This window comes from Collinsella sp. An7, from assembly GCF_002159335.1.
Lineage (GTDB): Bacteria > Actinomycetota > Coriobacteriia > Coriobacteriales > Coriobacteriaceae > Coprousia.
In genome coordinates this window covers 189,355-212,866 of sequence record NZ_NFHP01000003.1, presented here as the reverse complement: position 1 = coordinate 212,866, position 23,512 = coordinate 189,355, and the positions used below count along the sequence as shown (strand labels likewise).

21 protein-coding genes and 1 tRNA gene are annotated in these 23,512 nt (G+C 62.2%); 21 read left to right on the top strand and 1 reads right to left on the bottom strand.

Features of this window, described 5'->3' with window-relative positions:
• The first annotated feature begins 50 nt into the window (after positions 1 to 50).
• From ileS to B5G20_RS04855, 4 genes are all read left to right on the top strand, one after another.
• On the top strand, positions 51 to 2,873 hold the full coding sequence (gene ileS, locus B5G20_RS04870; protein WP_087355572.1) for an isoleucine--tRNA ligase: 2,823 nt from the start codon (positions 51 to 53) through the stop codon (positions 2,871 to 2,873).
• Between the two features lie 400 nt (positions 2,874 to 3,273).
• Entirely contained in the window at positions 3,274 to 3,882 is a 609-nt protein-coding gene (gene lspA / locus B5G20_RS04865) for a signal peptidase II (protein ID WP_087355570.1), read from the top strand.
• A gap of 1 nt (position 3,883) precedes the next feature.
• A complete protein-coding gene (locus B5G20_RS04860; protein WP_087355568.1) occupies positions 3,884 to 4,903 on the top strand; it encodes an RluA family pseudouridine synthase in 1,020 nt (339 codons plus the stop codon).
• Between the two features lie 143 nt (positions 4,904 to 5,046).
• The gene (locus tag B5G20_RS04855) at positions 5,047 to 6,351 is read left to right on the top strand and encodes a glycosyltransferase family 2 protein (RefSeq protein WP_087355566.1); all 1,305 of its coding nucleotides are present in this window, start codon (positions 5,047 to 5,049) and stop codon (positions 6,349 to 6,351) included.
• 359 nt (positions 6,352 to 6,710) lie between these two features.
• Here B5G20_RS04855 and B5G20_RS04850 read toward each other — a convergent pair.
• Positions 6,711 to 6,785: transfer RNA gene (locus tag B5G20_RS04850), tRNA-Asn, on the bottom strand.
• Between the two features lie 128 nt (positions 6,786 to 6,913).
• Between B5G20_RS04850 and B5G20_RS04845 the strand changes: the two genes are divergently transcribed.
• From B5G20_RS04845 to rpsT, 17 genes are all read left to right on the top strand, one after another.
• Positions 6,914 to 7,732 carry an ABC transporter permease gene (locus B5G20_RS04845; RefSeq protein WP_239286879.1) on the top strand — a complete coding sequence of 273 codons (819 nt, stop codon included), beginning with the start codon at positions 6,914 to 6,916 and terminating at the stop codon, positions 7,730 to 7,732.
• Between the two features lie 70 nt (positions 7,733 to 7,802).
• Positions 7,803 to 8,591: an ABC transporter ATP-binding protein gene (locus B5G20_RS04840; protein WP_087355562.1), complete on the top strand. Its 789-nt coding sequence runs from the start codon at positions 7,803 to 7,805 to the stop codon at positions 8,589 to 8,591.
• A gap of 9 nt (positions 8,592 to 8,600) precedes the next feature.
• On the top strand, positions 8,601 to 9,677 hold the full coding sequence (locus tag B5G20_RS04835; RefSeq protein WP_087355560.1) for a glycosyltransferase: 1,077 nt from the start codon (positions 8,601 to 8,603) through the stop codon (positions 9,675 to 9,677).
• A 416-nt stretch (positions 9,678 to 10,093) separates the two neighbouring features.
• Entirely contained in the window at positions 10,094 to 10,681 is a 588-nt protein-coding gene (gene pyrR, locus B5G20_RS04830) for a bifunctional pyr operon transcriptional regulator/uracil phosphoribosyltransferase PyrR (protein WP_087355559.1), read from the top strand.
• Positions 10,678 to 11,622, top strand: coding sequence for an aspartate carbamoyltransferase catalytic subunit (locus tag B5G20_RS04825; protein ID WP_087355556.1), 945 nt, complete (start codon positions 10,678 to 10,680; stop codon positions 11,620 to 11,622). Before pyrR ends, B5G20_RS04825 begins: the two co-directional genes overlap by 4 nt.
• On the top strand, positions 11,606 to 12,898 hold the full coding sequence (locus tag B5G20_RS04820) for a dihydroorotase (RefSeq protein WP_087355554.1): 1,293 nt from the start codon (positions 11,606 to 11,608) through the stop codon (positions 12,896 to 12,898). The genes B5G20_RS04825 and B5G20_RS04820 overlap by 17 nt, the downstream gene beginning before the upstream one ends.
• 117 nt (positions 12,899 to 13,015) lie before the next feature.
• Complete coding sequence (locus B5G20_RS04815) at positions 13,016 to 13,813, top strand: dihydroorotate dehydrogenase electron transfer subunit (RefSeq protein ID WP_204207650.1); 798 nt, start codon at positions 13,016 to 13,018, stop codon at positions 13,811 to 13,813.
• 11 nt (positions 13,814 to 13,824) lie between these two features.
• Positions 13,825 to 14,733 carry a dihydroorotate dehydrogenase gene (locus tag B5G20_RS04810; protein ID WP_204207676.1) on the top strand — a complete coding sequence of 303 codons (909 nt, stop codon included), beginning with the start codon at positions 13,825 to 13,827 and terminating at the stop codon, positions 14,731 to 14,733.
• Entirely contained in the window at positions 14,727 to 15,449 is a 723-nt protein-coding gene (gene pyrF / locus B5G20_RS04805; RefSeq protein ID WP_087355551.1) for an orotidine-5'-phosphate decarboxylase, read from the top strand. Before B5G20_RS04810 ends, pyrF begins: the two co-directional genes overlap by 7 nt.
• Before the next feature lie 220 nt (positions 15,450 to 15,669).
• Positions 15,670 to 15,978 (top strand): integration host factor, actinobacterial type, encoded by a 309-nt coding sequence (mihF, locus tag B5G20_RS04800; RefSeq protein ID WP_087355549.1) that lies wholly within the window; start codon positions 15,670 to 15,672, stop codon positions 15,976 to 15,978.
• Positions 15,979 to 16,548 (top strand): guanylate kinase, encoded by a 570-nt coding sequence (gene gmk / locus B5G20_RS04795; RefSeq protein ID WP_087355548.1) that lies wholly within the window; start codon positions 15,979 to 15,981, stop codon positions 16,546 to 16,548. It abuts the gene before it with no gap.
• A 4-nt stretch (positions 16,549 to 16,552) separates the two neighbouring features.
• Positions 16,553 to 16,834: a DNA-directed RNA polymerase subunit omega gene (locus B5G20_RS04790; RefSeq protein WP_087355547.1), complete on the top strand. Its 282-nt coding sequence runs from the start codon at positions 16,553 to 16,555 to the stop codon at positions 16,832 to 16,834.
• Positions 16,835 to 16,837: 3 nt separating this feature from the next.
• The gene (gene thiI, locus B5G20_RS04785; RefSeq protein ID WP_087355546.1) at positions 16,838 to 18,070 is read left to right on the top strand and encodes a tRNA uracil 4-sulfurtransferase ThiI; all 1,233 of its coding nucleotides are present in this window, start codon (positions 16,838 to 16,840) and stop codon (positions 18,068 to 18,070) included.
• A gap of 374 nt (positions 18,071 to 18,444) precedes the next feature.
• Positions 18,445 to 19,182 carry a ComEA family DNA-binding protein gene (locus B5G20_RS04780; RefSeq protein WP_087355544.1) on the top strand — a complete coding sequence of 246 codons (738 nt, stop codon included), beginning with the start codon at positions 18,445 to 18,447 and terminating at the stop codon, positions 19,180 to 19,182.
• A gap of 392 nt (positions 19,183 to 19,574) precedes the next feature.
• Positions 19,575 to 21,500 (top strand): DNA internalization-related competence protein ComEC/Rec2, encoded by a 1,926-nt coding sequence (locus B5G20_RS04775; RefSeq protein WP_158094393.1) that lies wholly within the window; start codon positions 19,575 to 19,577, stop codon positions 21,498 to 21,500.
• 57 nt (positions 21,501 to 21,557) lie between these two features.
• Complete coding sequence (holA, locus tag B5G20_RS04770) at positions 21,558 to 22,520, top strand: DNA polymerase III subunit delta (protein WP_087355540.1); 963 nt, start codon at positions 21,558 to 21,560, stop codon at positions 22,518 to 22,520.
• Between the two features lie 692 nt (positions 22,521 to 23,212).
• Complete coding sequence (gene rpsT, locus B5G20_RS04765; RefSeq protein ID WP_087355537.1) at positions 23,213 to 23,476, top strand: 30S ribosomal protein S20; 264 nt, start codon at positions 23,213 to 23,215, stop codon at positions 23,474 to 23,476.
• The last annotated feature ends 36 nt before the right edge of the window (positions 23,477 to 23,512 follow it).

Here is a 23,512-nt window from a genome sequence, read left to right as displayed (position 1 = left end):
GCCCCGACACGGGGTGCGGCGCCACGCGCCCCGGCCGAGAAGGAGGGGTCATGGCGAAGGAGAAGAACAAGTACCAGGACAGCATGCATCTGCCCAAGACGGGTTTCCCTATGCGTGCGGGGCTTGCCAAGGCGGAGCCCAAGCGACTGGCAGACTGGAACGAGAACCACCTCTACGAGCAGGTTCGCAAGAAGAACGAGGGACACGAGCGCTTTGTCCTGCACGACGGCCCCCCGTATGCCAACGGCCCGATCCACATTGGCCACGCTATGAACAAGATCGCCAAGGACATGATCAACCGCTACCAGATGATGCAGGGCAAGGAGGTCGCCTACGTCCCGGGTTGGGACTGCCACGGCCAGCCCATCGAGCATAAGGTGGAGGAGGCCCTCGGCACCGCCAAGTTCAACGCCACGCCCACGGCCAAGATCCGCGAGATGTGCCACGAGTTTGCGGTCGAGAACATCGAGCTTCAGAAGGCAGGATTCCGCCGGCTCGGCGTGCTGGGCGACTGGGAGCATCCCTACCTCACCCTCTACCACGAGCACGACGCCGCCGACATCGAGGTCTTTAAGGCGATGTTCGATAAGGGCATGATCTACCGCGGCCGCAAGCCGGTCCACTGGTGCAAGCACTGTCACACCGCGCTCGCCGAGGCCGAGATCGAGTACGCCGACGAGGTCAGCCCCTCGGTCTTTGTGCGCTTTGAGCTTATCGACGTACCCGAGGCGCTCGCTTCTACCGGCATGCCCGTCGACGTGGTGATCTGGACCACCACCCCCTGGACCCTCCCGGCAAACTCCGGCGTGGCGCTCTCGCCCGAGGCGGACTATGTGGCGGTTGAGGCCGAGGGTCGCCTGGGCATCATGGCCAAGGCGCTCTGGGAGAAGGTCTTCCACGAGGTGGCCAAGCTCGAGGACGCGAAGCTCTTTGTGCCCGCCGGCGCGACCGAGCCCTGGTGCGTGCGCGGCGAGGACCTCGTGGGCATCACCTACCACCAGCCCATCTTTGAGGGCGTTACGGGCAAGGTCGTCACGGCCGATTACGTCACCCTTGAGGACGGCACGGGCTGCGTCCATACCGCTCCCGGCCACGGCGTGGACGACTATTACACCGGCATGCGCTGCGACCTGCCGATCATCATGCCCGTTGACGACGATGGCCGCTTCTATGTAGGCGATACCTACGGCACGGGCGGTCCCTTCTCGGGGCTCGACACCGACGAGGCCAATCCCAAGATCATCGCTTGGCTCCAGGAGCGCGGTACGCTTCTGGCCGAGAAGAAGATCCGCCACTCCTATCCGCATTGCTGGCGCTGCAAGAACCCCACGATCTTCCGTGCGACGGACCAGTGGTTCGTCTCCATGGACGAGACGAGCCTTCGCGAGCAGGCGCTCGACCAGGTGCGCAACCATGTGCGCTGGTACCCCGAGCGCGCCGCTAACCGCATCGGCGCCATGGTAGAGGGTCGCCCCGACTGGTGCATCTCGCGTCAGCGCAACTGGGGTGTGCCCATCCCGAGCTACACCTGCGCGGACTGCGGCGAGAAGGTCATGAACGACGCCACGCTCGACGCCGTCATCGCGCTCTTTAAGGAGAAGGGCTCCGACGCCTGGTTTACCGACTCTCCCGAGGAGTATCTCGGCGACGCTTGCGTGTGCCCCTCCTGCGGTGGGCACCATCTCAAGGCCGACCGCGACATCCTCGATGTGTGGTGGGACTCCGGCGTCTCCTGGAAGGCCGTCTGCGAGAAGCGCCCCGAGCTCAGCTATCCCACCGACGTCTACCTCGAGGGTTCCGACCAACATCGCGGCTGGTTCCAGAGCTCGCTGCTCACGAGCGTGGGTGCCAACGGCATCGCGCCGTACAAGGCGGTCGTGAGCCAGGGCTTTACGCTTGACGGTCAGGGTCGCAAGATGTCCAAGTCGCTCGGCAACGTCATCGACCCCAACAAGGTCTGCGACGAGATGGGTGCCGACATCATCCGCCTGTGGGTGGCCTCGGTCGATACGTCCTCCGACGTCGCCATCGACCACGAGATTCTCGCCCGCACCTCCGACGCCTACCGTCGCTTCCGAAACACGCTCCGCTTCTTGCTGGGTGAGCTCGAGGATCAGTTTGACACCGCACGCGATCGCGTGCCCTTCTCTGAGCTCACTCCGCTCGACAAGCTCATGGTTGCGCGCCTTACGCAGGTTCAGGCAGAGGTCGACGATGCCTATGCGGCCTATGAGTTCAACCGCGCCTACCGTGCGCTCTACGACTTTGTGGTAACCGAGCTCTCCAACGTGTACCTCGACGCCCTGAAGGACCGCCTCTACTGCGAGAAGGAGGGTTCGCCCGCCCGCCGGAGCGCCCAGACGGTTCTTGCCGAGCTGCTCTCGATGCTCCTGCGCGATCTGCAGCCCATCCTCGCTTTTACCACCGATGAGGTTATGGCCTACACGCCCGAGGGCATCCGCGATGGTCAGACCTACGCGGCGCTCCTCGATTGGTACCAGGCGCCCATCTCGCTCGACGAGGCCAACGCGCTCGCACCCGTGCTTGATGCGGCGCTTGAGCTTCGCGCGTCGGTGACCAAGGCGCTCGAGGAGGCGCGTGAGGCGGGGACCTTTACCAAGAGCCAGGAGGTCCGCGTGCGCGCGACGGTGCCGGCTGAGCTCTATGGCTTGCTTACCGATCCCGATGCTCCCGACCTTGCTGAGTTCTACATCGTCTCTGAGGTGGAGCTTGTCGAGGGCGACGAGCTTGCCGTTGCGGTGGAGCCTGCGCATGGCGAGCGCTGCGACCGATGCTGGAACTATCGCGAGAGCACGGGTGAGCATGGGGAGTATGAGCATATCTGCTCCCGTTGCTTTGAGGCTTTGAGCTAGCGACGGGCTGCTGCGCGCCGCTGAGGCGCGTCATCTTACCGTTCAAGGCGGCGGGCATGGCACGAAGGCCTATGCCCTTGCCTTTCGCGGTAACCTGACACACCTCAGTGGCGCTCGCCGACCTGCTAGGTTGACGTGATGCACCCGACACTGCGGCGCACTGTGGCACGGCACCTCGACCCTCACTCGTCGGGCATGGCACGAAGACCTATTCCCTCCTCCCTCGGGCCGATCTGCCGCACCACGGTTCGCCTCGCTGTTGGCCTTGGACCTACGGGGTTTCAATGCAACGGCATTTTGTTTTGCTTTGCCATTGCCCTTTCAAAGGGTTTGCGCATGTTTTGAACCTACCGCATTCTTATTTGATCAATGTCCTATACCGCTCGGACTAAGAAGGGAGATGCTCGTGGAGCGTGATGAGCTGACGTATCGACCGCCTCAGAGGTGGCGCTTTATTGTCGCTTTGGTACTTGCTGTGGTTTTTCTTGTTGCCGATCAGCTCACCAAGGTGGCGGCGCGGGCAGCGCTTGCGGGTGGTGCCGATGTGACGGTCATTCCCGGGGTGCTCTCGTTTATCTATGTCGAGAACACGGGTGTCTCCTTTGGGCTCGCGGCGGGGTTCGGCCCGCTCTTCTCGCTGCTTGCCCTTGTTGTGGTGATTGGCTGCGCGGCCTATCTGTGGCGTGCGCCCCTGCTCTCGCGCCTTGAGGTTGTGGGGCTCGGCATGCTCGCAGGCGGTGCCCTCGGCAACGCCATCGACCGCGTTGCCTTTGGGTTCGTGACCGACTTCATCGCCACGGATTTTATCGATTTTCCGGTCTTCAACGTGGCGGACATCGGCGTCACGGTGGGGGTGGCGCTCGCGCTTATCGGCTTTGCCCTGTTCTCTCCGGCAAATGCCGATGCCAAGCGGCGCGCTGAGGAGGATCGCTCCGAGCACCTCGCCGCGCGTGACCAGGCGGGCAAGCCGCTCCGCAACAAGGGTTCGCGTGGGAACGGAGGGCGCTAACATGGCCGCCGACCTCCATATGCTTGTCGCCGCGGCCGATGCGGGTGCGCGACTCGACGCCTTTCTGGGGGCACAACCGTCATGTCCCTCACGCTCGGCTTGCGCCCACCTCATTGAGGGGGGCTCGGTTGCGGTCAACGGCGAGACCTGCCTCTCTAAAAAGTATGCCGTCTCGGCGGGCGACCGGGTCTCGGTCGAGCTGCCCGACCCCGTGGAGCCCGGTGTCATCATTCCACAGAACATCCCGCTCGACATCCGCTATGAGGATGACTACCTCATCGTGCTCTCCAAGCAGCGCGGACTTGTCTGCCATCCCGCCCACGGACATGCCGATGGCACGCTTGCCAATGCGCTCGTCTACCACTGCGGGCTCGAGCATCTCGGTACTGTGCAGGGAGAGGACCGCCCGGGCATCGTGCACCGGCTCGACCGTGACACCTCAGGGCTCATGCTTGCGGCCAAGGACGACGATACCCAGCGCGCGCTCCAGGATCTGATTCGTTTGCGCACGCTCGACCGGCGCTACATTACGCTCGTACACGGCTACGTTGCCATGGACGAGGGCCGGATCGACACCGGTATCGCCCGGTCTACGCGCGATCGGCAGAAGATGGCCGTCTCGGACGACCCCTTTGCCCGGCAGGCCATCACCACCTTCCGCGTGCTCGAGCGCTTTGACGCAGGTCGCTTTGACGACGGCTATACGCTGCTCGAATGTCATCTCTATACTGGGCGCACGCATCAGATTCGCGTGCATATGCGCCATATCAACCACCCGTGCGTGGGCGACCCGCTCTATGGGCGGGGCGGCAAATATGCCGAGAAGGCGGACCGTGGACTCACCAGGCAATTCCTTCATTCGTGGCGCGTTGCGTTTACGCACCCGGTGACGGGGGAGACCATCGAGCGCCGCGATGAGCTGCCGTGGGACCTCGCTGCCGTGCTCGATGAGCTTGCGCCTGTCTCGCTCGGTCGCACCGCGGCGGGGGAGGAGATCGTTCCTCAGCTCGGACTCCAGTGAGAATAGGGGGACGGGTGCGTTTTTCTCATTTTTGAGTAAAACGCACCCGTCCCCCTATTCTCACTTCGAGAGCTCGAAGCATCGGCTACACTCTCGCGTATCTGCCAGCTTACCCTCTGCGATTCTGGGAGGCGCTCTCGCGCATGCCGTTCTTCCCTTTCCTTGCCGACTGGACTCCCATCACGGTCTTTAACTACACGCTCATGATGCTTTTGAGCGTGCTCTGCTTCTACCAGCTCATTCTCTTTGTGGTGGGTCTCCTCAAGGGCGAGGTGAGCTATCCTCCGGCCAAGCGTCTCCATCGGTACGCGTTCTTTATCGCGGCGCATAATGAGGAGCCCGTGATCGGCAACCTCGTGAGGTCTATCCTCGACCAGGATTATCCCTCCGAGCTTATCGACGTCTTTGTGGTCGCTGATGCCTGCACCGACAACACGGCCGAGGCGGCGCGGCGCGCCGGTGCCATCGTCTACGAGCGCAACGACCTCGCGCGTAAGGGCAAGAGCTGGGTCATGGACTACGGTTTTCGGCGTATCCTCGAGGAGTACCCCGGACGGCACGAGGGTTTCTTTATCTTTGATGCCGACAACCTCGTCTCGCGCGATTACACCCGCATCATGAACGACGCCTTCGACCAGGGATACCAGGCCGTCACGAGCTACCGTAACTCCAAGAACTTCGGCAGCTCGTGGATCAGCGCGGCCTACGCTACGTCCTTCATCCGCGAGGCGCGCTTCCTCAATAACGCGCGCATGCTTTGCGGCACCTCGTGTGCGGTCTCGGGTTCCGGCTACCTTATCTCGGCCGACATCGTCCGGGGTATGCAAGGGTGGCGGTTCCATACGCTCACCGAGGACATCCAGTTCTCCACCTTCTGCGCTATGCACGGGATTCGGATTGCCTACGCGCCCGCCGAGTTCTTTGACGAGCAGCCGGTGACTTTTAAGGCTTCCTGGAAGCAGCGCATGCGCTGGACCAAGGGGTTCTATCAGGTCTTCTTTACCTACGGGCTCGGGCTGTTCAAGTCGTTTGCGCTCTTCCGACGCTTCGCCGCGTACGACTTCTTTGTAACGGTGGGGCCGGGGACCATCTTTACCATGCTCTCTACTGTGGCTAACCTCGCGTTTCTCGTGGTGGGAAGCCTGAGCCATGGGTTCCTTGCGACCGCAGCCGAGCTCGACAGCTGCCTTGTGTCGCTCATCACCATGCTTGCCACGAGCTACCTCACGTTCTTTATCGGCGGGCTCATCGTGGTCATCGTTGAGAGAAAGCATTTCCATTGCCCCGTGCGCTGGCGCTTTGTTGCGAACCTCTTTACCTATCCGCTGTTCATGCTTACGTACATCCCCATCAACGTGGTCGCGCTCTTCCGTAAGGTCGATTGGGTACCCACCCCGCACAGCGTCGCCATCACGCTCGACGACGTCGTCAAGGAGCCCACGGCGTAGCGCGCTTAACGTGCGAGCAGGGGGTCGGTATCAAAACTTCGCGTCAAGGTAAGGATGGAATCGCACTCTTCTGAGCAGACGATGCAACGGCACTTGCAAAACTGCTGGTAGAGAGCTTGAGTAAAATCGGGCTACGTGAGAAACCCCGATTCCATCCTTACCTTGACGCGAAGTTTTCTGTTAAGTGGTTCCCGAACGGTTTCCAGACCGTAGAGCAAGGTCATGAGCGCAAAAGAATCGCAGTGGGTTCGTGACGCTCGCGGCAATCAAGAGCACGTGGATAACGCCTTGCGGATAACGCACTGCGTCAAATGCTGCTCTTTAAAGAAAAACCCGCCGGAGGCGGGTCAGGAAATCAATGGCTCCCCGGGTAGGACTCGAACCTACAACAGCGCGGTTAACAGCCGCGTGCTCTACCATTGAGCTACCGAGGAATGTTGGCTGCTCTCAAGCAACAGTGATTAGTATACAGAAGTCGTGGCGGATGGCAAGTAGAAATTTCAAAATTTTGGGGTGTGTTAGAATGCAGAGCGACTTATCCCCGGTTTTAGAGGAGCCGTCAGTGGCAGACACGACAGAAGGCACGTTCGTCTCGCACGCGCGGAACGACTTCGAGAAGGACCTGTTCGTTCTCAAGCAGCTCGTCACCAAGGATTTTAAGATCAAGTACCGCAGAAGCTTCTTGGGCGTGGCGTGGAGCGTGCTCAACCCGCTGCTTATGATGGTCGTCATGAGCATCGTCTTCTCGACGCTTCTCGGTTCCAATATCGAGAACTTCCCGCTCTACCTTATCCTCGGCAACATCACCTATTCGCTTATGAGCGACTCCACGAGCAAGGCTGTTACCTCTATCTTGGACGCCGCACCGTTGCTCAAGAAGGTCAAGATCGACCGCTTTGTCTTCCCAGTGCAGAAGATTCTCTTTGCCCTCGTCAACTTTGCCTTCTCGCTCATCGCGGTTGCCATCGTCATGCTTTGGTTCCGCGTGGTCCCCACCTGGCACATCATCTGGTTGCCCGTCTGCCTGGGTCTCCTCATGGTCTTCTGCATCGGTATCGGTCTTGTGCTCTCGGCCGCCACGGTCTTCTTCCGCGACGTCATTCACCTCTGGAGCGTCGTGCTTACCGCATGGAACTACATCACGCCGGTCTTCTGGGACTTCCAGATGCTCCTCGACCGCGGGGCGCCTTCATGGACCCTCGCGATCGTCAAGGCCAACCCCATGTACGGCTTCGTCACCTTCATGCGCGATATCGTGCTCTGGCAGCAGAACCCCTCGCTGGGCATTCTTGCGCTCTGCACGGTGTGGGCCGTGGTGATGCTCGTGTTCGGCATCATCGTCTTCCGCAAGACCGAGCACAAGTTCATCCTCTACATCTAGCCGCGCCCCGCGCGCACCCGACGGCTTCTGCCGCCAACCCCGTTCACCCGGTTTGAGATAAGGACGCACCATGGCCGCTCCCACGGGAATCTATCGTCAGTACAACACGCCTGCCGCCGCCGGCGAGTACGCCATCGAGGTCGACGACGTCACCATGATCTTCAACATGGCCTCCGAGCAGCTCAACAACCTCAAGGAGTACTTCATCAAGCTCATGCGCCGCGAGCTCTTCTTCTCGGAGTTCCGCGCGCTCAAGCACGTCTCGTTTAAGGTCAAGCGGGGCGACGTGGTGGGTCTTGTGGGCACCAACGGCTCCGGCAAGTCCACGATGCTCAAGATCATCGCTGGCGTGCTCGAGCCGAGTGAGGGCTCCTGCACCGTGCGCGGCAACATCGCGCCGCTCATCGAGCTCGGTGCCGGCTTTGACATGGAGCTCACCGCGCGCGAGAACATCTATCTCAACGGCGCGCTTTTGGGCTACACCAAGAAGTTCATCGATTCCAAGTTTGACGAGATCGTTGAGTTTGCCGAGCTCCGCGACTTTGTGGACATGCCCCTCAAGAATTACTCGAGCGGTATGGTCGCGCGCATCGCTTTTGCCATCGCCACCATCACCGAGCCTGACATCCTCATCGTGGATGAGACGCTCTCGGTGGGCGACGTGTTCTTCCAGCAGAAGTGCGAGGAGCGCATTCAGCACTTCATCGAGTCGGGCGATGTGACGGTGCTCTTTGTAAGTCACTCGATCGAGCAGGTCGAGCGCATCTGCCAACGCGCCGTGTGGATCGAGAAGGGCGACCTGCGCATGGACGGTCCCGTCGACGAGGTCTGCCAGGCCTACCGCAACCAGTTTGCGTAGGGGGAGTGCATGGACGTCTCGGTCATCATCCCCGTTTACAACGTCGAGGACTACCTCGATCAGTGCCTCACGAGCGTAGAGCAGAACAACGAGGTCTCCCTCGAGATCATCGCGGTCAACGACGGCTCGACCGATGGATCGCTCGCCATTATGCAGGAGCACGCTGCGCGCGATCCGCGCATCCGGGTGATCGACAAGGAGAATCAGGGCTACGGCGCCTCGGTAAACCGCGGAATCGCCGAGTCGACGGGCGAGTACATCGCTATCGTGGAGCCGGACGACTTTGTTAAACCGCACATGTACGACCGACTCATCGCCTTTGCGCGCACCTTTGCCGAGAAGCCCGACGTGGTTAAGTCCGCCTACTGGCGCATTCAGGACCCGGATACTCCCGACGAGCTCTTCTGCCGCAACACCTACTACAAGCGTATCCACGTGCGCAAGCAACCCTTTACGCTCAAGGACGCACCGCGTCTTATCCAGCATCATCCGAGCATCTGGACGGCGTTGTACCTGAGGAGCTTCCTCGACGAGTTCGGCATCCGGCTGGTCGAGTGCCCGGGTGCCGGGTGGGTGGATAACCCCTTTATGATCGACACGCTCGCACGCGCCCGGCGCATCGTCTACATCGACGAGTGCTTCTACTGCTACCGCGATCGCCGTCCCGGGGCGAGCTCCTGCGGCGATACGGCCGACATCGCCCTCACGCGTTGGAACGACATGCGCGACATTCTCGATGCTCTCGGTGAGCACGACAAGGGCATCGAGGCCGCGCTCGACCGTATGGGCATGCGCCATTGCGGCTTGGCCATCGGGCGTGGACACCTTGAGGAGCCCGAGATGCGCGAGCGCATCGTGGCCACCATGCGCCGGATGGATCCCGATGTGATCGCCCAGATGGACTGCCTGACCAACGCCGCCAAGGAGCGGTACTTCCGCCTGACGGGATATGAACCCCGGCCGTTTTCTAGCTGGCCACACCTATGGTACCTCGTGCGGGAGTTTTTCTATACGTGGCGCGTAAATGGCCTCCGCTACGCCCTCTCGCGCCTGGGGGTGCTCAAGGGTAGGAAAGGGTCTGCCTAACCCTACTGGTGGCTCGCCCCGCATGTCCTCCGGGGCTCAGCTTCGCCGTGCGGCAGGCATGTACTCGATGCGTGCACGAGCTCTGAATTCGCCCCGGAGGACATGCGGGGCGAGCCACCCCACAATTACGCACCTCCGTTCTTCCGGTCCGCCAGCCGCGAGCCGGTCGTGCTTCGCTGGGTCAATATCTTGAAAGGTTGTCAGAGAAGTGATGGCCTCGTGGGTCGTATCATCTTGGCCCCGCCCCTGCGTCGCGGCTTTGTGTATAATCAGGCCAGCCTTTAAGCGTGTACGAGATACCGCAAGGACCTACATAGCCCCTGCCCGGGGTCTTTCTTGCCGATGTCTTGCCATGCTTGGGCTAGGCATCTTTTTTGTGCCCCGCCTGCGGGGACCGGACGGAAGAAAGGAGACCCGTGGCAACCACACCCAAGGCGATCATCATGGACGAGGTCGCCATCAGCCGCGCTATGACGCGCATCGCGCACGAGATTCTCGAGCGCAACGAGGGGTGCGACAACCTTGCGCTCGTGGGTATCGTCACGCGCGGCGATCTGCTCGCCAAGGAGCTCGCCGACCGTATCGAGGAGATCGAGGGCGTTCGCGTGCCGCTCGGCCGCCTCGACATCAGCTTCTATCGCGACGATTACGGCGTGAGCATCGCACCCAAGATTCACGAGACCCACGTGCCCTTCGACGTCGACGGCAAGCGCATCGTGCTCGTCGACGACGTGCTCTACACAGGCCGCACCATTCGCGCCGCGCTCGACGCCCTCATGGACCTCGGCCGTCCGAGCCGCATCGAGCTCGCCGTGCTTGTCGACCGCGGCCACCGCGAGCTGCCCATCTGCCCCGACTTTGTGGGCAAGAACGTGCCCTCCTCGCACGAGGAGAACGTCCGCCTCTACCTCAAGGACGTCGACGGCCGCTCCTCGGTCGAGATCACCGACGTCTCGGAGGGCGACCGCGCCGGATCCGCACCCCTGGGAGGTGACGAGCGATGAGCTTCGGTCACAAGCACCTGATCGACATCACCGAGTATTCCGACTCCGACATCATGACCATCCTCGAGACCGCAAAGGCGTTCTCGGCGGTCAACGAGCGGGCTATCAAGAAGGTTCCCACGCTCAAGGGCAAGACGATCGTCAACATGTTCAACGAGCCCTCGACGCGCACCCGGTCTTCCTTTGAGCTCGCCGAGAAGCGTCTTTCGGCCGACAGCCTCAACTTTGGCGGGTCGGCGACCTCCACGGTGAAGGGCGAGAGCCTCATCGACACAGTCCAGACGCTCAACTCCTACAAGATCGATATGGTCGTTGTGCGCGACAAGCACGCCGGCGCCCCCTACATCGTGACTCAGCACACCCCAGCCGCGGTCATCGACGCCGGCGACGGCAAGCATGGGCATCCCACCCAGGCACTGCTCGATCTCTACACCATCTGGGAGCACAAGGGCAGGTTTGAGGGCCTCAAGGTGGGTATCGTAGGCGATATCTCGCACTCGCGCGTCTGCGGCTCGCTCATCCCCGCGCTCAAGATCATGGGCGCCGAGGCCACGGTCGTGGCCCCGGGCACGCTCATCCCCGCCGAACCCCAGGTGCTCGGCTGCGACCGCGTGAGCTATAGCCTGGACGACGTCCTGCCCGAGCTCGATGTGGTCTACATGCTCCGCATCCAGCGCGAGCGCCTCGAGGGCGCGCCTTTCCCGAGCCTGCGCGAGTATCACATGCTCTACGGCCTCACCGAGGCTCGCGAGCGCCTCATGAAGCCCGATGCGATCGTGTGCCACCCCGGTCCCATCAACCGCGGCGTGGAGTTTGACTCCTACATGGCCGATCATCCCGAGCGCTCCGTCATTCTCGACCAGGTCTACGCGGGCATCTGCGTCCGCATGGCCGCGCTCTATCTCTTGCTGGGAGGTGCCGATAATGGCCTTGCTTCTTAAGGGTGCCCATGTCGTCGACCCTGCGCTGGGGCTCGACGGTGTTGCCGACGTTCTGGTTGAGGGCGAGCGCATCGCCCAGGTGGGGGAGAGCCTTGAGGCGCCTGAGGGCGCCGAGGTCATCGACCTTGCCGGCAAGTACCTGGTGCCCGGTCTGGTGGACATGCACGTGCACCTGCGCGAGCCCGGCTTTGAGCACAAGGCGACCATCGCGTCCGAGACGCGTGCCGCGGCCAAGGGCGGTATGACCGGCGTCTGCTCGATGCCCAACACCAACCCTGTGACCGACAATGGCACCGTGGTGGAGTATGTTCGCTCGGTGGCCGAACGCGAGGGACACTGCCGGGTCTTTCCCTCGGGTGCTATGACCAAGGGCCTCAAGGGCGAGATCATCTCCGAGATGGGCGACATGGTCGCGCACGGTGCGGTGGCCTTCACCGATGACGGCCGCGGTATCCAGGGCGCGGGCATGCTCCGCCGCTGCATGGACTACGGCAAGATGTTCGGCAAGGTCTTTATGAGCCACTGCCAGGACGAGGACCTCGTGGGCGAGGGCCAGATCAACGAGGGCCCCGTTTCCACCAAGCGCGGCCTTCTCGGCTGGCCGGCGGAGGGCGAGGAGATTCAGATCGCTCGCGACATCGCCGTGGCGCGCCTCACCGGGGCTAAGCTCCACATCCAGCACATCTCGACGGCTCGCGGTCTCGAGATGGTTCGCGAGGCCAAGGCTGAGGGTCTTCCCGTTACCTGCGAGGCCACGCCGCATCATCTCTTCCTCACCGACGAGTGCATCGACGAGACGTTCAATACCAATTTCAAGGTCAACCCTCCGCTGCGCACTGCAGAGGACGCCGCCGCGCTCCGCGCTGGTGTGACCGATGGCACGGTCGACGCTATCGTGACCGATCACGCGCCACACGCCGACTGGGAGAAGTCTCGGGAGTTTGAGCTTGCACCCTTTGGCATGACGGGGATCGAGTGCTCGCTCGCACTCATCATCACCAACCTCGTTAAGCCGGGTGTCATCGATTACGGCCGCATGGTCGACCTCATGAGTGTCAACCCGCGTCGTATCCTTGGGCTCGAGCCCGTACGCATCGAGGCCGGCTCGCTCGCCGATATCACGGTCTTTGACCCCGAGGTCACCTGGACCATTGGTGCCGACGGCTATGAGTCCAAGGCGCGCAACTGCGGCTTTGACGGCGTATCGGTTACCGGCCGCGCCACGGACGTCTTTGTGGGCGGTCGCGTGACGCTTCGCAACGGTCAGGTCTGCTAGTCAATCGGGCCGGCGGGCGCGATCGGTGCCCGCCGGCCCTCAGGGACCATGCCGGGTGATGCCGGCGCAAGATGGCTGACAGTTGCGTCCGCACCGTCAGCCGATGAGAGGAGTCCTATGCCAACACCTTCGCCTGCTCGGGTGCACGACTGCACGGTCGTCGCCAACGAGCCCATCGCGCGGGATGTCTTTGCCCTGCGCATCAGCGCCCCCGCCCTTGCCTCGGGGCTTGAGCCCGGCCAGTTTGTCAACATTGCCGTTCCGGGCAACGCCATGAGCCTTCTGCGCATTCCACTTTCGTATGCGGCGGCCGACGCAGAGGCCGGCACCATCGATATCTGGTACGCCGTAGTGGGCGAGGGCACCGAGCGCCTCTCCCGCATGCAGCCCGGCGACTCCACCACGGTTCTTGGCCCGGGTGGCCATGGCTGGACGATTCCCGAGGGCTGCCGCCGCGCCCTTCTTGTGGCGGGCGGTATCGGCGTACCGCCAGTGCTGTGCCTTGCGCGCGAGCTTGCCCAGAAGGGCATTCCCTATACGGTGTGCATCGGCGCTGCCACGGCCGATACGCTGGTGGGTGAGCATGAGTTTGAGGAGGCCGGCTCGCCGGTCATCTCCATCGCAACCGACGATGGCTCCGCCGGCTATCACGGCTTTGTGACCGATGCGGCCGAGCGGGTGCTCGAGCTCGAGGGTGATACCTTCGACTACGTTGCAACCTGCGGTCCCGAGCCCATGATGGCCAAGGTCTCCGCTGCGGCCGCGCACGCGGGCGTTTCCTGCGAGGCATCGGTGGAGCGCATGATGAGCTGCGGTTTTGGCGCGTGCGCCACGTGCGCCGTCGAGACCACGGGTGGCATGAAGGGCGCCTGCATGTGCGGCCCCGTCTTTGATGCAAAGGAGGTCGTCTGGTGAGCCGCGTAGATATGGCTGTCGACTTTGCCGGCATGCACCTTAAGAACCCCATCAACACCGCCTCGGGTACCTTTGGCTTTGGGTGGCAGTTCCAGAACTTCTTCGACGTCTCCACGCTCGGTGCCATCACCACCAAGGGTTGCGCCGCTGAGCCGTGGCCGGGTAACCCCAAGCCCCGCATGACCGAGGTCAAGGGCGGCATGATGAACTCCGTCGGCCTCCAGAACCCGGGCGTTCGCGGCATGGTTGCGGAGTCGGGTGACTTTTTGGCCGATCTCGCTGCCAAGGGCACGCGCGTCATCTGCCAGGTTGCTGGGCACTCCACGGCGGAGTATGTCGCCGCGCTCGAGCTCTTCGAGGAGCTCTGCCCCTGGGCCTCGGCCTTTGAGCTTAACGTGAGCTGCCCTAACATCGATGCGGGTGGTGCCGCTGCCGGCTCCACCCCCGAGGGTGCTGCCGAGGTCATGCGCGCCTGCCGACCCATCACCAAGCGGCCGCTGCTCGTTAAGATGGCTCCCGTCCGCCTGCCCGAGATTGCCCGCGCGCTTGAGGCCGAGGGCGCCGATGGCCTCACGGTCATCAACTCCATCCCCGGTATGGCAATCGATGTGCACACGCGTCGCTCAAAGCTTTCCAAGCCCACGGGCGGACTTTCCGGTCCGCTGCTCCACCCGATCGCGGTTCGCATGGTCTGGGAGGTCGCCAACGCGGTGGACATCCCAGTTTGCGGCGTGGGCGGCGTTACCACGGGCGAGGAGGCCGCTGAGTTTATCCTTGCCGGCGCCTCTGCGGTGTCGGTCGGCATGGCGAGCTTTGCCGAGCCCGATGCTGCGGTGCGCATCCTCGCCGAGCTCGAGGCTTGGGCCGAGAGCCAGGGTGTTGCAAGCATCTCCGAGCTGATTGGAGCCTTCGAATGCTAGATACCGAGGCGCGCGACCGCATCATCGTCGCACTCGATTGCGGCTACGACGAGGCAATGGCGCTCTCCGAGGCGCTCAAGGGCCATGCGACGTGGCTCAAGGTGGGCATGACGCTCTACTACCTCGCGGGCCCCGAGATCGTGCAAGAGTTTAAGAAGCGCGGCTTTAAGGTCTTCCTCGACCTTAAGCTCCACGATATCCCGCATCAGGTTCGCGGTGCCGCCGAGTCGGCGGGCATTGCGGGCGCCGACCTCTTGTCGGTGCACGGTGCGGGTGGCGCTGCCATGCTCGCCGCTTGCCGGGAGGGCGCCGAGGCTGCCGGCGAGGTTCGCACCGAGCGCCCCAAGCTCGTGGCCATCACCGTGCTCACGAGCATGAACCAAGAGACGCTCGCCCAGGTGGGCGTCGAGGCTCCCGTGGCCGAGCAGGTTGACCGGCTGGCTCGCCTTGCTGCTGCCAACGGAATCGACGGCGTGGTGTGCTCGCCACAGGAGGCGGCGCGCATGCGCGAGCTGCTGGGCCCCGATGCCCTCATCGTGACCCCGGGCGTTCGTCCCGCCGGGGCTGCAATCGGCGATCAGTCGCGCGTGGCCACTCCGGTTGCCGCCATCGAGGCTGGCGCGAGCCACCTCGTCATCGGACGGCCCATCACCGAGGCAGACGACCCCGTTGCCGCCTTTGAGGCGATCGTTCAGGAGCTTGTGGAGGGGGTCTAGCCTTTCTTGACGCACCCGCACCCTCGTCGGCACGGCCGCTACCTGCGCCTTTCGCGCAGGTTCTATGGAGCGGGTGCGTCTACCGGGCATTTTTGTCCACCGTGCGCTTGAACTTTGCCCGGGGTTCGTCTAAGGTATGTATCCGGTCATTGGCTGACGTGCGGTTTTATGGCATTCAGCCAGCTAATTCGTTTGTTAACCAAGTCATTTGGAGGTTCACATGGCGCTTCCTCAGCTCACCGATGAGCAGCGCAAGGCCGCTCTCGAGAAGGCAGCAGCCGCCCGTCATGCTCGTGCCGAGCTCCGCGAGAAAATCAAGAAGGGCGAGGTTTCCCTCGACTCCGTGCTTAACTCCGACGATCCGATCGCGTCTCGCATGAAGGTCTCCACCCTCATCGAGTCGCTCCCGGGCTACGGCAAGGCCAAGGCCGCCAAGATCATGGACGAGCTGGGTATCTCCGCCACGCGCCGTGTCCAGGGCCTCGGCGTTCGTCAGCGCGAGCAGCTGCTCGAAGCGCTCACCAAGTAAGTGAGCCGGTTGACGTCTAAACTCTTCGTCATCTCGGGACCGTCAGGTGCAGGCAAGGGTACGCTTGTGGCGCGTGTGCGCAAGGAGCTTCCTGGTCTGGGCCTGACGGTTTCGGCTACCACGCGCTCTCCGCGTCCCGGCGAGGTCGATGGGGTGAATTACCACTTCCTCACGGTCGAGGACTTTGAGCGGCGCGTTGCGGCGGGGGAGTTCGTTGAGTGGGCGAACGTTTTTGGTAACTGCTATGGCACCCTTGTAAGCGAGGTTGAGTCCAAGCTTGCCGCCGGAACGTCGCTTATCTTGGAGATTGACGTGCAGGGTGCGCTCCAGGTTAAGGAGCGGTTCCCCGAAGCCGTGCTCATCTTCATCAAGCCGCCCTCGGATGAAGTTCTCCGCGAGCGCCTGATCGGGCGCGGGACCGAGACGCCCGAGGTGGTCGAGGTGCGCCTTGCAACCGCTCAGCGCGAGCTGGCCTTTGCCGATCGCTACGACGAGGTGCTCATCAACGACGACCTCGACGAGGCGACGACTGAGCTTGTTCGCATCATCAAGAAGCACGAAAGGAACTAAGGCCATGTCTGTTGTAGATCCGGCTATCGACAGCCTGCTCGATAAGACCGATAACAACCGTTTCCTGCTTGCGGCGGTTGCGTCCAAGCGTGCCTGTGACATCAACAGCATGCTCCGCGGTCAGCACAACCGCGTGCTTGCTGTGATGGACGTGGACGACATCACCGTTGCCGTCTCGGGCGAGGACACCATCTCCATGGCAATGGAGGAGATCGTCGACGGCGATATCTCCTACAACCATGAGCGCTATGAGGATGCGCTCGGTCATCGGGCGGCGGAAGCGTAGCCTATGGCGAGTCGAGTCTGCCTGGTCCATTATCACGAGGTGGGGCTCAAGGGTAAGAACCGCGCTCACTTCGAGCGTATGCTCATGGATTCCCTTAAGGCGGCGTGTGCCGCCTTTTCCATCTCGTGCGTAACCCGTATCTCGGGCCATATCCTTATGACCTTCTCGGCCCCCGGCGATGCCGACCGTGCCTTTGATGTGATTCGCAGCGTTCCCGGTGTGGCGCGCGTGTCGCTTGCCTACCACACTAACCGTGAGCCCGATGAGTACTGTCGGGCTGCCGTGCGCGCGCTTGGCGAGGCGGGGGAGTTTGACACGTTTAAGGTGGCGGCCAAACGCTCCAATACCGACTACCCCCTGACCTCGATGGACCTCAACCAGCAGGTGGGGTCGGTCCTTTGCGAGGCGTTTCCGCAAAAGCGGGTCAAGATGCGCGACCCAGACGTCACCGTGCACGTGCTCGTGGTACAGGGGAGCGTCTACGTGTACGCTCGCTCGGTCCGCGGTGTGGGAGGGCTCCCCGTGGGGAGCGCCGGCAAGGTCGTCACGCTGCTCTCGTCCGGCATCGACTCGCCGGTCGCCACCTGGATGCTCGCGCGGCGCGGGGCGGTGTGCGTGCCCGTTCACTTCTCGGGCAGGCCGCAGACGGCCGACACGAGCGAGTACCTGTGCCAGGACATTATCGCGGCACTTGCGCCGGCTATCCAGATCGGCCGCCTCTATGTGGTGCCCTTTGGCGACTGCCAGCGCGAGATCTCCCTCGCCTGTCCGAGCGCGCTGCGGGTGATCATGTACCGCCGTGTGATGTATGCGGTGGCTGAGCGGATCGCCCGTATCGAGGGTGCCAAGGCTATCGTGACGGGCGAGTCGCTTGGACAGGTTGCCTCGCAGACGCTCGAGAACATCATGGCGGTCAACGAGGTCGTGTCCCTGCCGGTGTTTCGGCCGCTCATCGGGTCCGATAAGCAAGAGATCATCGAGCGTGCCGAAAAGATCGGCACCTACGATATCTCATGCGAGACGGCCCCGGATTGCTGCACGCTCTTTATGCCGCGCTCACCCGAGACGCACGCCAAGCTCGACCAGGTGCACGAGGCCTGGGAGCTCTTTGACCACGAGGCCATGATTGAGCGCTTGGTGGATGCGGTGGAGTACGTCGACTTTGAGAGTGGTTCGTACCGGCCGCCGCGCCGGCTGCGTGAGCGCCACGCCGAGCTGGCCCCGCGGGAGCAATAGGGGCGCCGGCTTCTGTCACATTCCTTCTATGAGAAGGAATCCGTCAATATCGTTGCCAAATCGGTCCGATTCTTTCTCGTAGAAGGAATCGGACCGCAGTTTTTCGTGGATAAAACTATGCCGGCATGCAACAGGCTGCTGGTCCGCACGCCTGCGCTCGGCTTGTCCCGCGTCGGACCTCCATTCCTTCTTCAAAATCTCCCGCACTGAGAACAACGTAACCGTCTCTTGTCAAACTCCCTGGTTGATGGCCGTATTATGCCCTACTGGTTAGAAAACGGTTAGAAATTGGTAAGACCGTGACCAGGTTTCTGACATAGTCGCATTGCTCCTGCCCTGCCCGTGTGACCATCGGGTCGAGAGGGGTGATGCCGATGGCACAGCTTCAATCTGGTGGGTGGTCAGATCGGGTCGTGCGAGCCGTGAAGGGCCGACCGTGGCTTATCGCGATCATGGTCTGCTTCTTTGTGGCTGGCGCGGGCGTGGTTGTGGGGGCGGCAGTGCTGGGGATGCAGGCTTCTAACGGGGTGCTTATAGAACGCAACGATGAGGGCGTTGCGCGCGAAGACGCTGATGGGTCCTCTGCTGCGGATGATGCCAATACGTCAACGGAAGGCGATTCAGAAGGCGATGACACGACGCACGGAGAGGCGAAGACGCCCGCTCACGTTGTGGTGGATGTGGATGGAGCCGTCGCTGCGCCCCAGGTGGTTGAGCTTCCAGAGGGGGCTCGGGTAGCAGATGCACTGGCGGCCGCGGGTGGCACCACCGATGATGCGGAACTCTCGTCCATCAACCGTGCGGCCCTCGTCTCGGACGGAGAGAAGATCTATATCCCGCGTGTGGGAGAAGATGCAAGCGGAGGAGTCGCAGCAGGCATAGGGGGTTTTGCAGCTTCAGAATCTGGCGCCGCACCATCTGCCCTCATTAACATCAACCGTGCAACTGAGGCCGAGCTCGATACGCTCCCGGGCGTCGGACCTGCAACCGCTGCGGCCATCGTGGAGGACCGAGAGACCAACGGACCGTTCTCATCACCGGACGACCTGATGCGAGTTAGTGGAATCGGCGAGAAGAAGTACGAGAAGCTTGCGGGGTTGATCTGCGTATGAGCCGCCCGTTGCCAGCCGAGTCCATGGTGCTGCCACCAAGGCCGTACCTTCCACCGCTAGGGGCAGCCGCTATCGGAGTCCTTATGGCGGCCGCGCTCGGCATGGAAGCGGGTTGGCGAAGCGCTGTGAACCGTGAGGACGCACCTGGGCCGCTCGTGGTCTTGATTCTGCTTAGCGCAGCATTACTCTTATTTAGCCTGCTTTCCGGTTGTTTTGCTCGTGTTCGACGCTATGCCCGTTGGGGACTTGCCGGGCTTGCCTTGGGAATGCTTGCCGTGGGAGCAAGTCTACTGGTGAGAGCGGGGCAGACTGAGAAGCTTGTGGCACAGCCGGTCTCCCGACCCACCTTTACGGTGTCGGGAGACCCGTCGCTCTCATCGTACGGAGCATGTATGAATGCTACGGCGGCGTGTGATGGGGAGGCCCTGGGGGAGGTCTCGCTATCGGCTGATGAGGCCTTTGAAGAGAGCGTGGTGCTCAATGTCGTGGGGCGCCTCCGGTCCTTTACCAACGACCCGTGGGATCGCAGCTCCTATATGGCGGGGCAGCTTGCCGAGGTGGATGTAGTTCGCGTTCGTAGTCGAGCCGAGGCTGCCCCATCGGCTATCTGGAGCGTGCGGCAGGCGATGTTGAGAACTATCGCGCCCACAGAAAGCGAGTCCCGTGCACTTCTGGCCGGCATCGTGTGCGGAAGGACGACCGAGCTCTCGCAAGCACGGGCAAACGAAGCTTTTGCCCAGACGGGGACCTCGCATCTCGTGGCAGTTTCGGGCGGACATCTGGCGCTCGTGTCGGCTCTCGTGGTCCAGCTTGCCTCGCTCACGCGCGTCCGACCGGCTGCGCGCACGGTCGTGCTGCTTGCCCTCATGAGCTGCTATGTGGTCTTTACCGGAGGCGCTCCGAGCGCAGTCCGATCTCTTGTTATGGTTGCTGCTAGTCTTCTGACCCGTCTGGGTGGGCGGCGGGGCCATGGCCTTTCGGGGCTTGCACTCGCTGTGATCGTTCTTGTACTGCATCAGCCCGGTGTGGTGTACGACCTTGGATTCCAGCTATCTGCCGTAAGCGTTCTCTTCATACATCTCTTTGGTGGGTATGCCGAGGCGTTTATGGGGCAAACTCATCTGCCGGTCAACGTGGCATCGGCGCTTGCGATCACACTGGTGGCACAGCTGGCGACCGTCCCCATCACCGTGCCGGTCTTTGGCGAGCTATCGCTCATCGCCCCCATCGCCAACCTTATCCTCGGTCCCCTCATGACGGGGCTCTTGATCTGCGGGTTAATCGTAGTACCAATTGTTACCTTGGTTCCCGCGGTGGGGGCGCTTCTTGCCGTACCGCTTGGTCTGGCTCAACTCAGTATCTTTGTTGCAGAGGCTTGCGCAGCGGTTCCTTATGCCGCGATCTCGGTTGATCCCGACTCGCTCGGCCATGCGGTGTGGTTACCCTATGTGCTCGCGGTTGCCGTCTACGTTTGCTGGAAGCTGCCCTCAATGCGGACTGTCGCCTTGGTAAGCTCTGCGTGTGCGATAGCGCTCGCGGTGCATGTTATCCGCATTGGGTGGTTTGCCCCTCCCTCGCTCACGGTGCTGGATGTTGGTCAGGCGGATGCTATCCTTGTACGCGACGGCGCGTCTACGCTTCTGGTGGATGCAGGGGTAGATGACGCTGTGGTTGCGGCCCTTGCACGCAATGAGGTGCTCCGCCTCGACGCGGTGCTCATTACTCATTGGGATCGCGACCATTGGGGCGGACTCCCCGCCATACTCAGTGCGTATCCCGTCGGTCGCCTAATCGTTGCCGAGGGCGCCTCCGATGCGATGCCAGGGGAGCTCGCCGAGCTAAACCCGCCACCGATATCTGAGGTCAGTGTTGGGGATACGCTGCGGATCGGCTCATTTGCCGCTGAGATGGTCTGGCCCATGGATGAGGTGGAGGGGACCGAGAACGCCGATTCGCTGGTGCTCGACCTTACGTATCGGGTGGATAGGACTTCCCTTCATGCTCTTCTGACCGGTGATAGCGAGGCCGATCAAGCGGATCGCTATGCCGCCAGTGTTGGCGATATCGACGTACTCAAGCTCGGCCATCACGGCTCTGCCGCTTCGACTGACGCCTCGATGCTCAAGACGCTTGACCCTGAGCTTTGCATAGCGAGCGCTGGAGAGGGAAACGCCTACGGGCATCCGAGCGACGAGGCGGTTGAAGCAGTCCAAAGCGTGGGGAGCGCTTTTCTCTGCACGATAGATGTGGGTGACATTTCCCTAGAGCCGGATGCAGAGGGTGTTCGCGTACGCACGCAGCGACAGCGCGCGGCGTGACGAGTCCTCGTAAGCGGGTAGAATGGGGTCCGATACATGCGATGAGAAGGGAAACCCATGGCCGAGAGCAAGCTGTTGCCGGCCTATCTGGCCGTTGGGCCCGATGAGGTCAAACGCGATACAGCGGTCGAGCGTTTGCGTCGCCGTCTTGAGGCGAGCGGCATGGCAGACTTCAACCTCGACGAACGCGACATGACGCGCGACCAAGACGTGGACGACCTGCTTTCTTCGCTTAACACCTATCCCATGGGTGCAGACTTTCGACTCGTGATCCTCAACGGGTGCGATCGCCTTGCCGAGCCCATCCGCACGGCCCTGACCGATTACCTCGCCGACCCGTCACCCACGACGACGGTCCTCCTCACTGCCGGCACGCTTGCCAAGAACACCAGGCTCTACAAGGCCATCGCCAAGATCGACAAGAAGGCGATCATCGACTGCGGAGCCAAGAAGGGCCGCGAGCTCCCGATTCTCGTGCAGGGCATGGCGCGCCATCACGGCAAGACCATCTCGCTCGATGCCGCCGAGGAACTCATCGCGCGTGCCGGCGAGGCAACGCGTATGCTCGATAACGAGCTCAAAAAGCTCGCCGAGATGGTTGATGCCCCCCAGATCGAGCGCGCAGACGTTGAACGTTTTGTCGTGCGAACCGCCGAGGTAAAACCCTGGGACTTCCTCAACGCCGTTGCCGCTCGAGACGTTACCCGTGCCCTTGAGCTCTACCGGCTGCAGCCTCCCAAAAGCGAAATGAGGCTCTATTCGCTACTTTGCACCCGTTTGCGCGAGCTCATCACGGCAAAGGCGTTGGACGCACGTGGGCAGGGTCGTGAGCTTGCCAGCACCCTCGGCCTCCAGGGCTGGCAGGTACGCAACCACCTCACGTGGGCTCGCCGCTATACCATGGACGAGCTCACGGGAGCACTCCGTGCGGCCGTAGAGGTCGAGCAGGCCCTCAAGGGCTCACGCGACTCCGAGGTTGCCATTACCACGTGGATCGTCCAGATCTGCTCGCGCGGGTGAGATCCACTTGATTCGGTGGGGCGGCGCGGGGCGATGCCGGGCCTCATGCGGGTCGGCTTTGCGCCGCCGGCGCAAAGCCTCACGAAATCGACCCGGCATCGCCCCGCGCCGCCCCGCCGCCATCTACTTGGCATGCGTACAGTCGCACCGTGAGCCGTCGTGGTCAAAATTGGGAGAAATCAACGATTTCGATTGCAAACCGTTGGATGCATAAATCGTATCCTGCGCTTTTGAAAAACGACGGCTGTCATTCCCATGTGCTGTCGTCGAAGAGCTTCAAGGAATCATTGATTTCTCGAGATTTTGAACACTCACGACCCGGTATGACATCTATGTAGATTAGAGTCAGAAAGCGTATTCATATATCCGTATATGTGCTGAGCTATATGCCTCAGATCGTAACGTAGTTTTTATTGCTGCGCCGACGGCTTCGTAGCTCGCCCCGCGCCCCGCCCTCGCGAGGGCGATTTCGTGAGGGCTTGCGTCGAAGGCGCAACCCAGACCCGCATGAGCCCATGCGAGGACGGGGCGCGGGACGGGCGGTCGACCCAGTAGCCTCCGACCTGCATTTCCATAGCTTCTGCACTTCCGAACATGCAGTGCTTGTGCTAAACTCCCTCCTTGTGTGACCTCACCGTGTCTCAGAGGCCCGGATAACGAGCTGATCGGAAGATCGAAAGGAACCAAACAAAGTGGCAAACATCAAGTCTCAGAAGAAGCGTATCCGTACCGCTGAGAAGGCCCGCGTCCGCAACCGCGCGGTCCGCTCCGAGCTCAAGACGCTCGTCAAGCACGTGCAGGCCGCCGTTGCCGAGGGCGACGTCGAGGCTGCCCAGACCGCTGCCAACCGCGCCTACAAGCGTCTCGATCAGGCTGCGTCCAAGGGCATCATTCACAAGAACCAGGCTTCCAACCGTAAGTCCGGCGTGCAGAACCTCGTTAACTCCATCAAGTAGTCGAGCATCTGCATCGTTTTGTGAGGGCCCGTTTTG

What these genes read in the sequence shown, in the direction of transcription:
- ileS (WP_087355572.1), top strand. Translation starts at nt 51, where the DNA reads ATGGCGAAGGAGAAGAACAAGTACCAGGACAGCATGCATCTGCCCAAG.
- lspA (WP_087355570.1), top strand. Translation starts at nt 3,274, where the DNA reads ATGCTCGTGGAGCGTGATGAGCTGACGTATCGACCGCCTCAGAGGTGG.
- B5G20_RS04860 (WP_087355568.1), top strand. Translation starts at nt 3,884, where the DNA reads ATGGCCGCCGACCTCCATATGCTTGTCGCCGCGGCCGATGCGGGTGCG.
- B5G20_RS04855 (WP_087355566.1), top strand. Translation starts at nt 5,047, where the DNA reads ATGCCGTTCTTCCCTTTCCTTGCCGACTGGACTCCCATCACGGTCTTT.
- B5G20_RS04840 (WP_087355562.1), top strand. Translation starts at nt 7,803, where the DNA reads ATGGCCGCTCCCACGGGAATCTATCGTCAGTACAACACGCCTGCCGCC.
- B5G20_RS04835 (WP_087355560.1), top strand. Translation starts at nt 8,601, where the DNA reads ATGGACGTCTCGGTCATCATCCCCGTTTACAACGTCGAGGACTACCTC.
- B5G20_RS04825 (WP_087355556.1), top strand. Translation starts at nt 10,678, where the DNA reads ATGAGCTTCGGTCACAAGCACCTGATCGACATCACCGAGTATTCCGAC.
- B5G20_RS04820 (WP_087355554.1), top strand. Translation starts at nt 11,606, where the DNA reads ATGGCCTTGCTTCTTAAGGGTGCCCATGTCGTCGACCCTGCGCTGGGG.
- B5G20_RS04815 (WP_204207650.1), top strand. Translation starts at nt 13,016, where the DNA reads ATGCCAACACCTTCGCCTGCTCGGGTGCACGACTGCACGGTCGTCGCC.
- B5G20_RS04810 (WP_204207676.1), top strand. Translation starts at nt 13,825, where the DNA reads ATGGCTGTCGACTTTGCCGGCATGCACCTTAAGAACCCCATCAACACC.
- pyrF (WP_087355551.1), top strand. Translation starts at nt 14,727, where the DNA reads ATGCTAGATACCGAGGCGCGCGACCGCATCATCGTCGCACTCGATTGC.
- mihF (WP_087355549.1), top strand. Translation starts at nt 15,670, where the DNA reads ATGGCGCTTCCTCAGCTCACCGATGAGCAGCGCAAGGCCGCTCTCGAG.
- B5G20_RS04790 (WP_087355547.1), top strand. Translation starts at nt 16,553, where the DNA reads ATGTCTGTTGTAGATCCGGCTATCGACAGCCTGCTCGATAAGACCGAT.
- thiI (WP_087355546.1), top strand. Translation starts at nt 16,838, where the DNA reads ATGGCGAGTCGAGTCTGCCTGGTCCATTATCACGAGGTGGGGCTCAAG.
- B5G20_RS04780 (WP_087355544.1), top strand. Translation starts at nt 18,445, where the DNA reads ATGGCACAGCTTCAATCTGGTGGGTGGTCAGATCGGGTCGTGCGAGCC.
- B5G20_RS04775 (WP_158094393.1), top strand. Translation starts at nt 19,575, where the DNA reads ATGAATGCTACGGCGGCGTGTGATGGGGAGGCCCTGGGGGAGGTCTCG.
- holA (WP_087355540.1), top strand. Translation starts at nt 21,558, where the DNA reads ATGGCCGAGAGCAAGCTGTTGCCGGCCTATCTGGCCGTTGGGCCCGAT.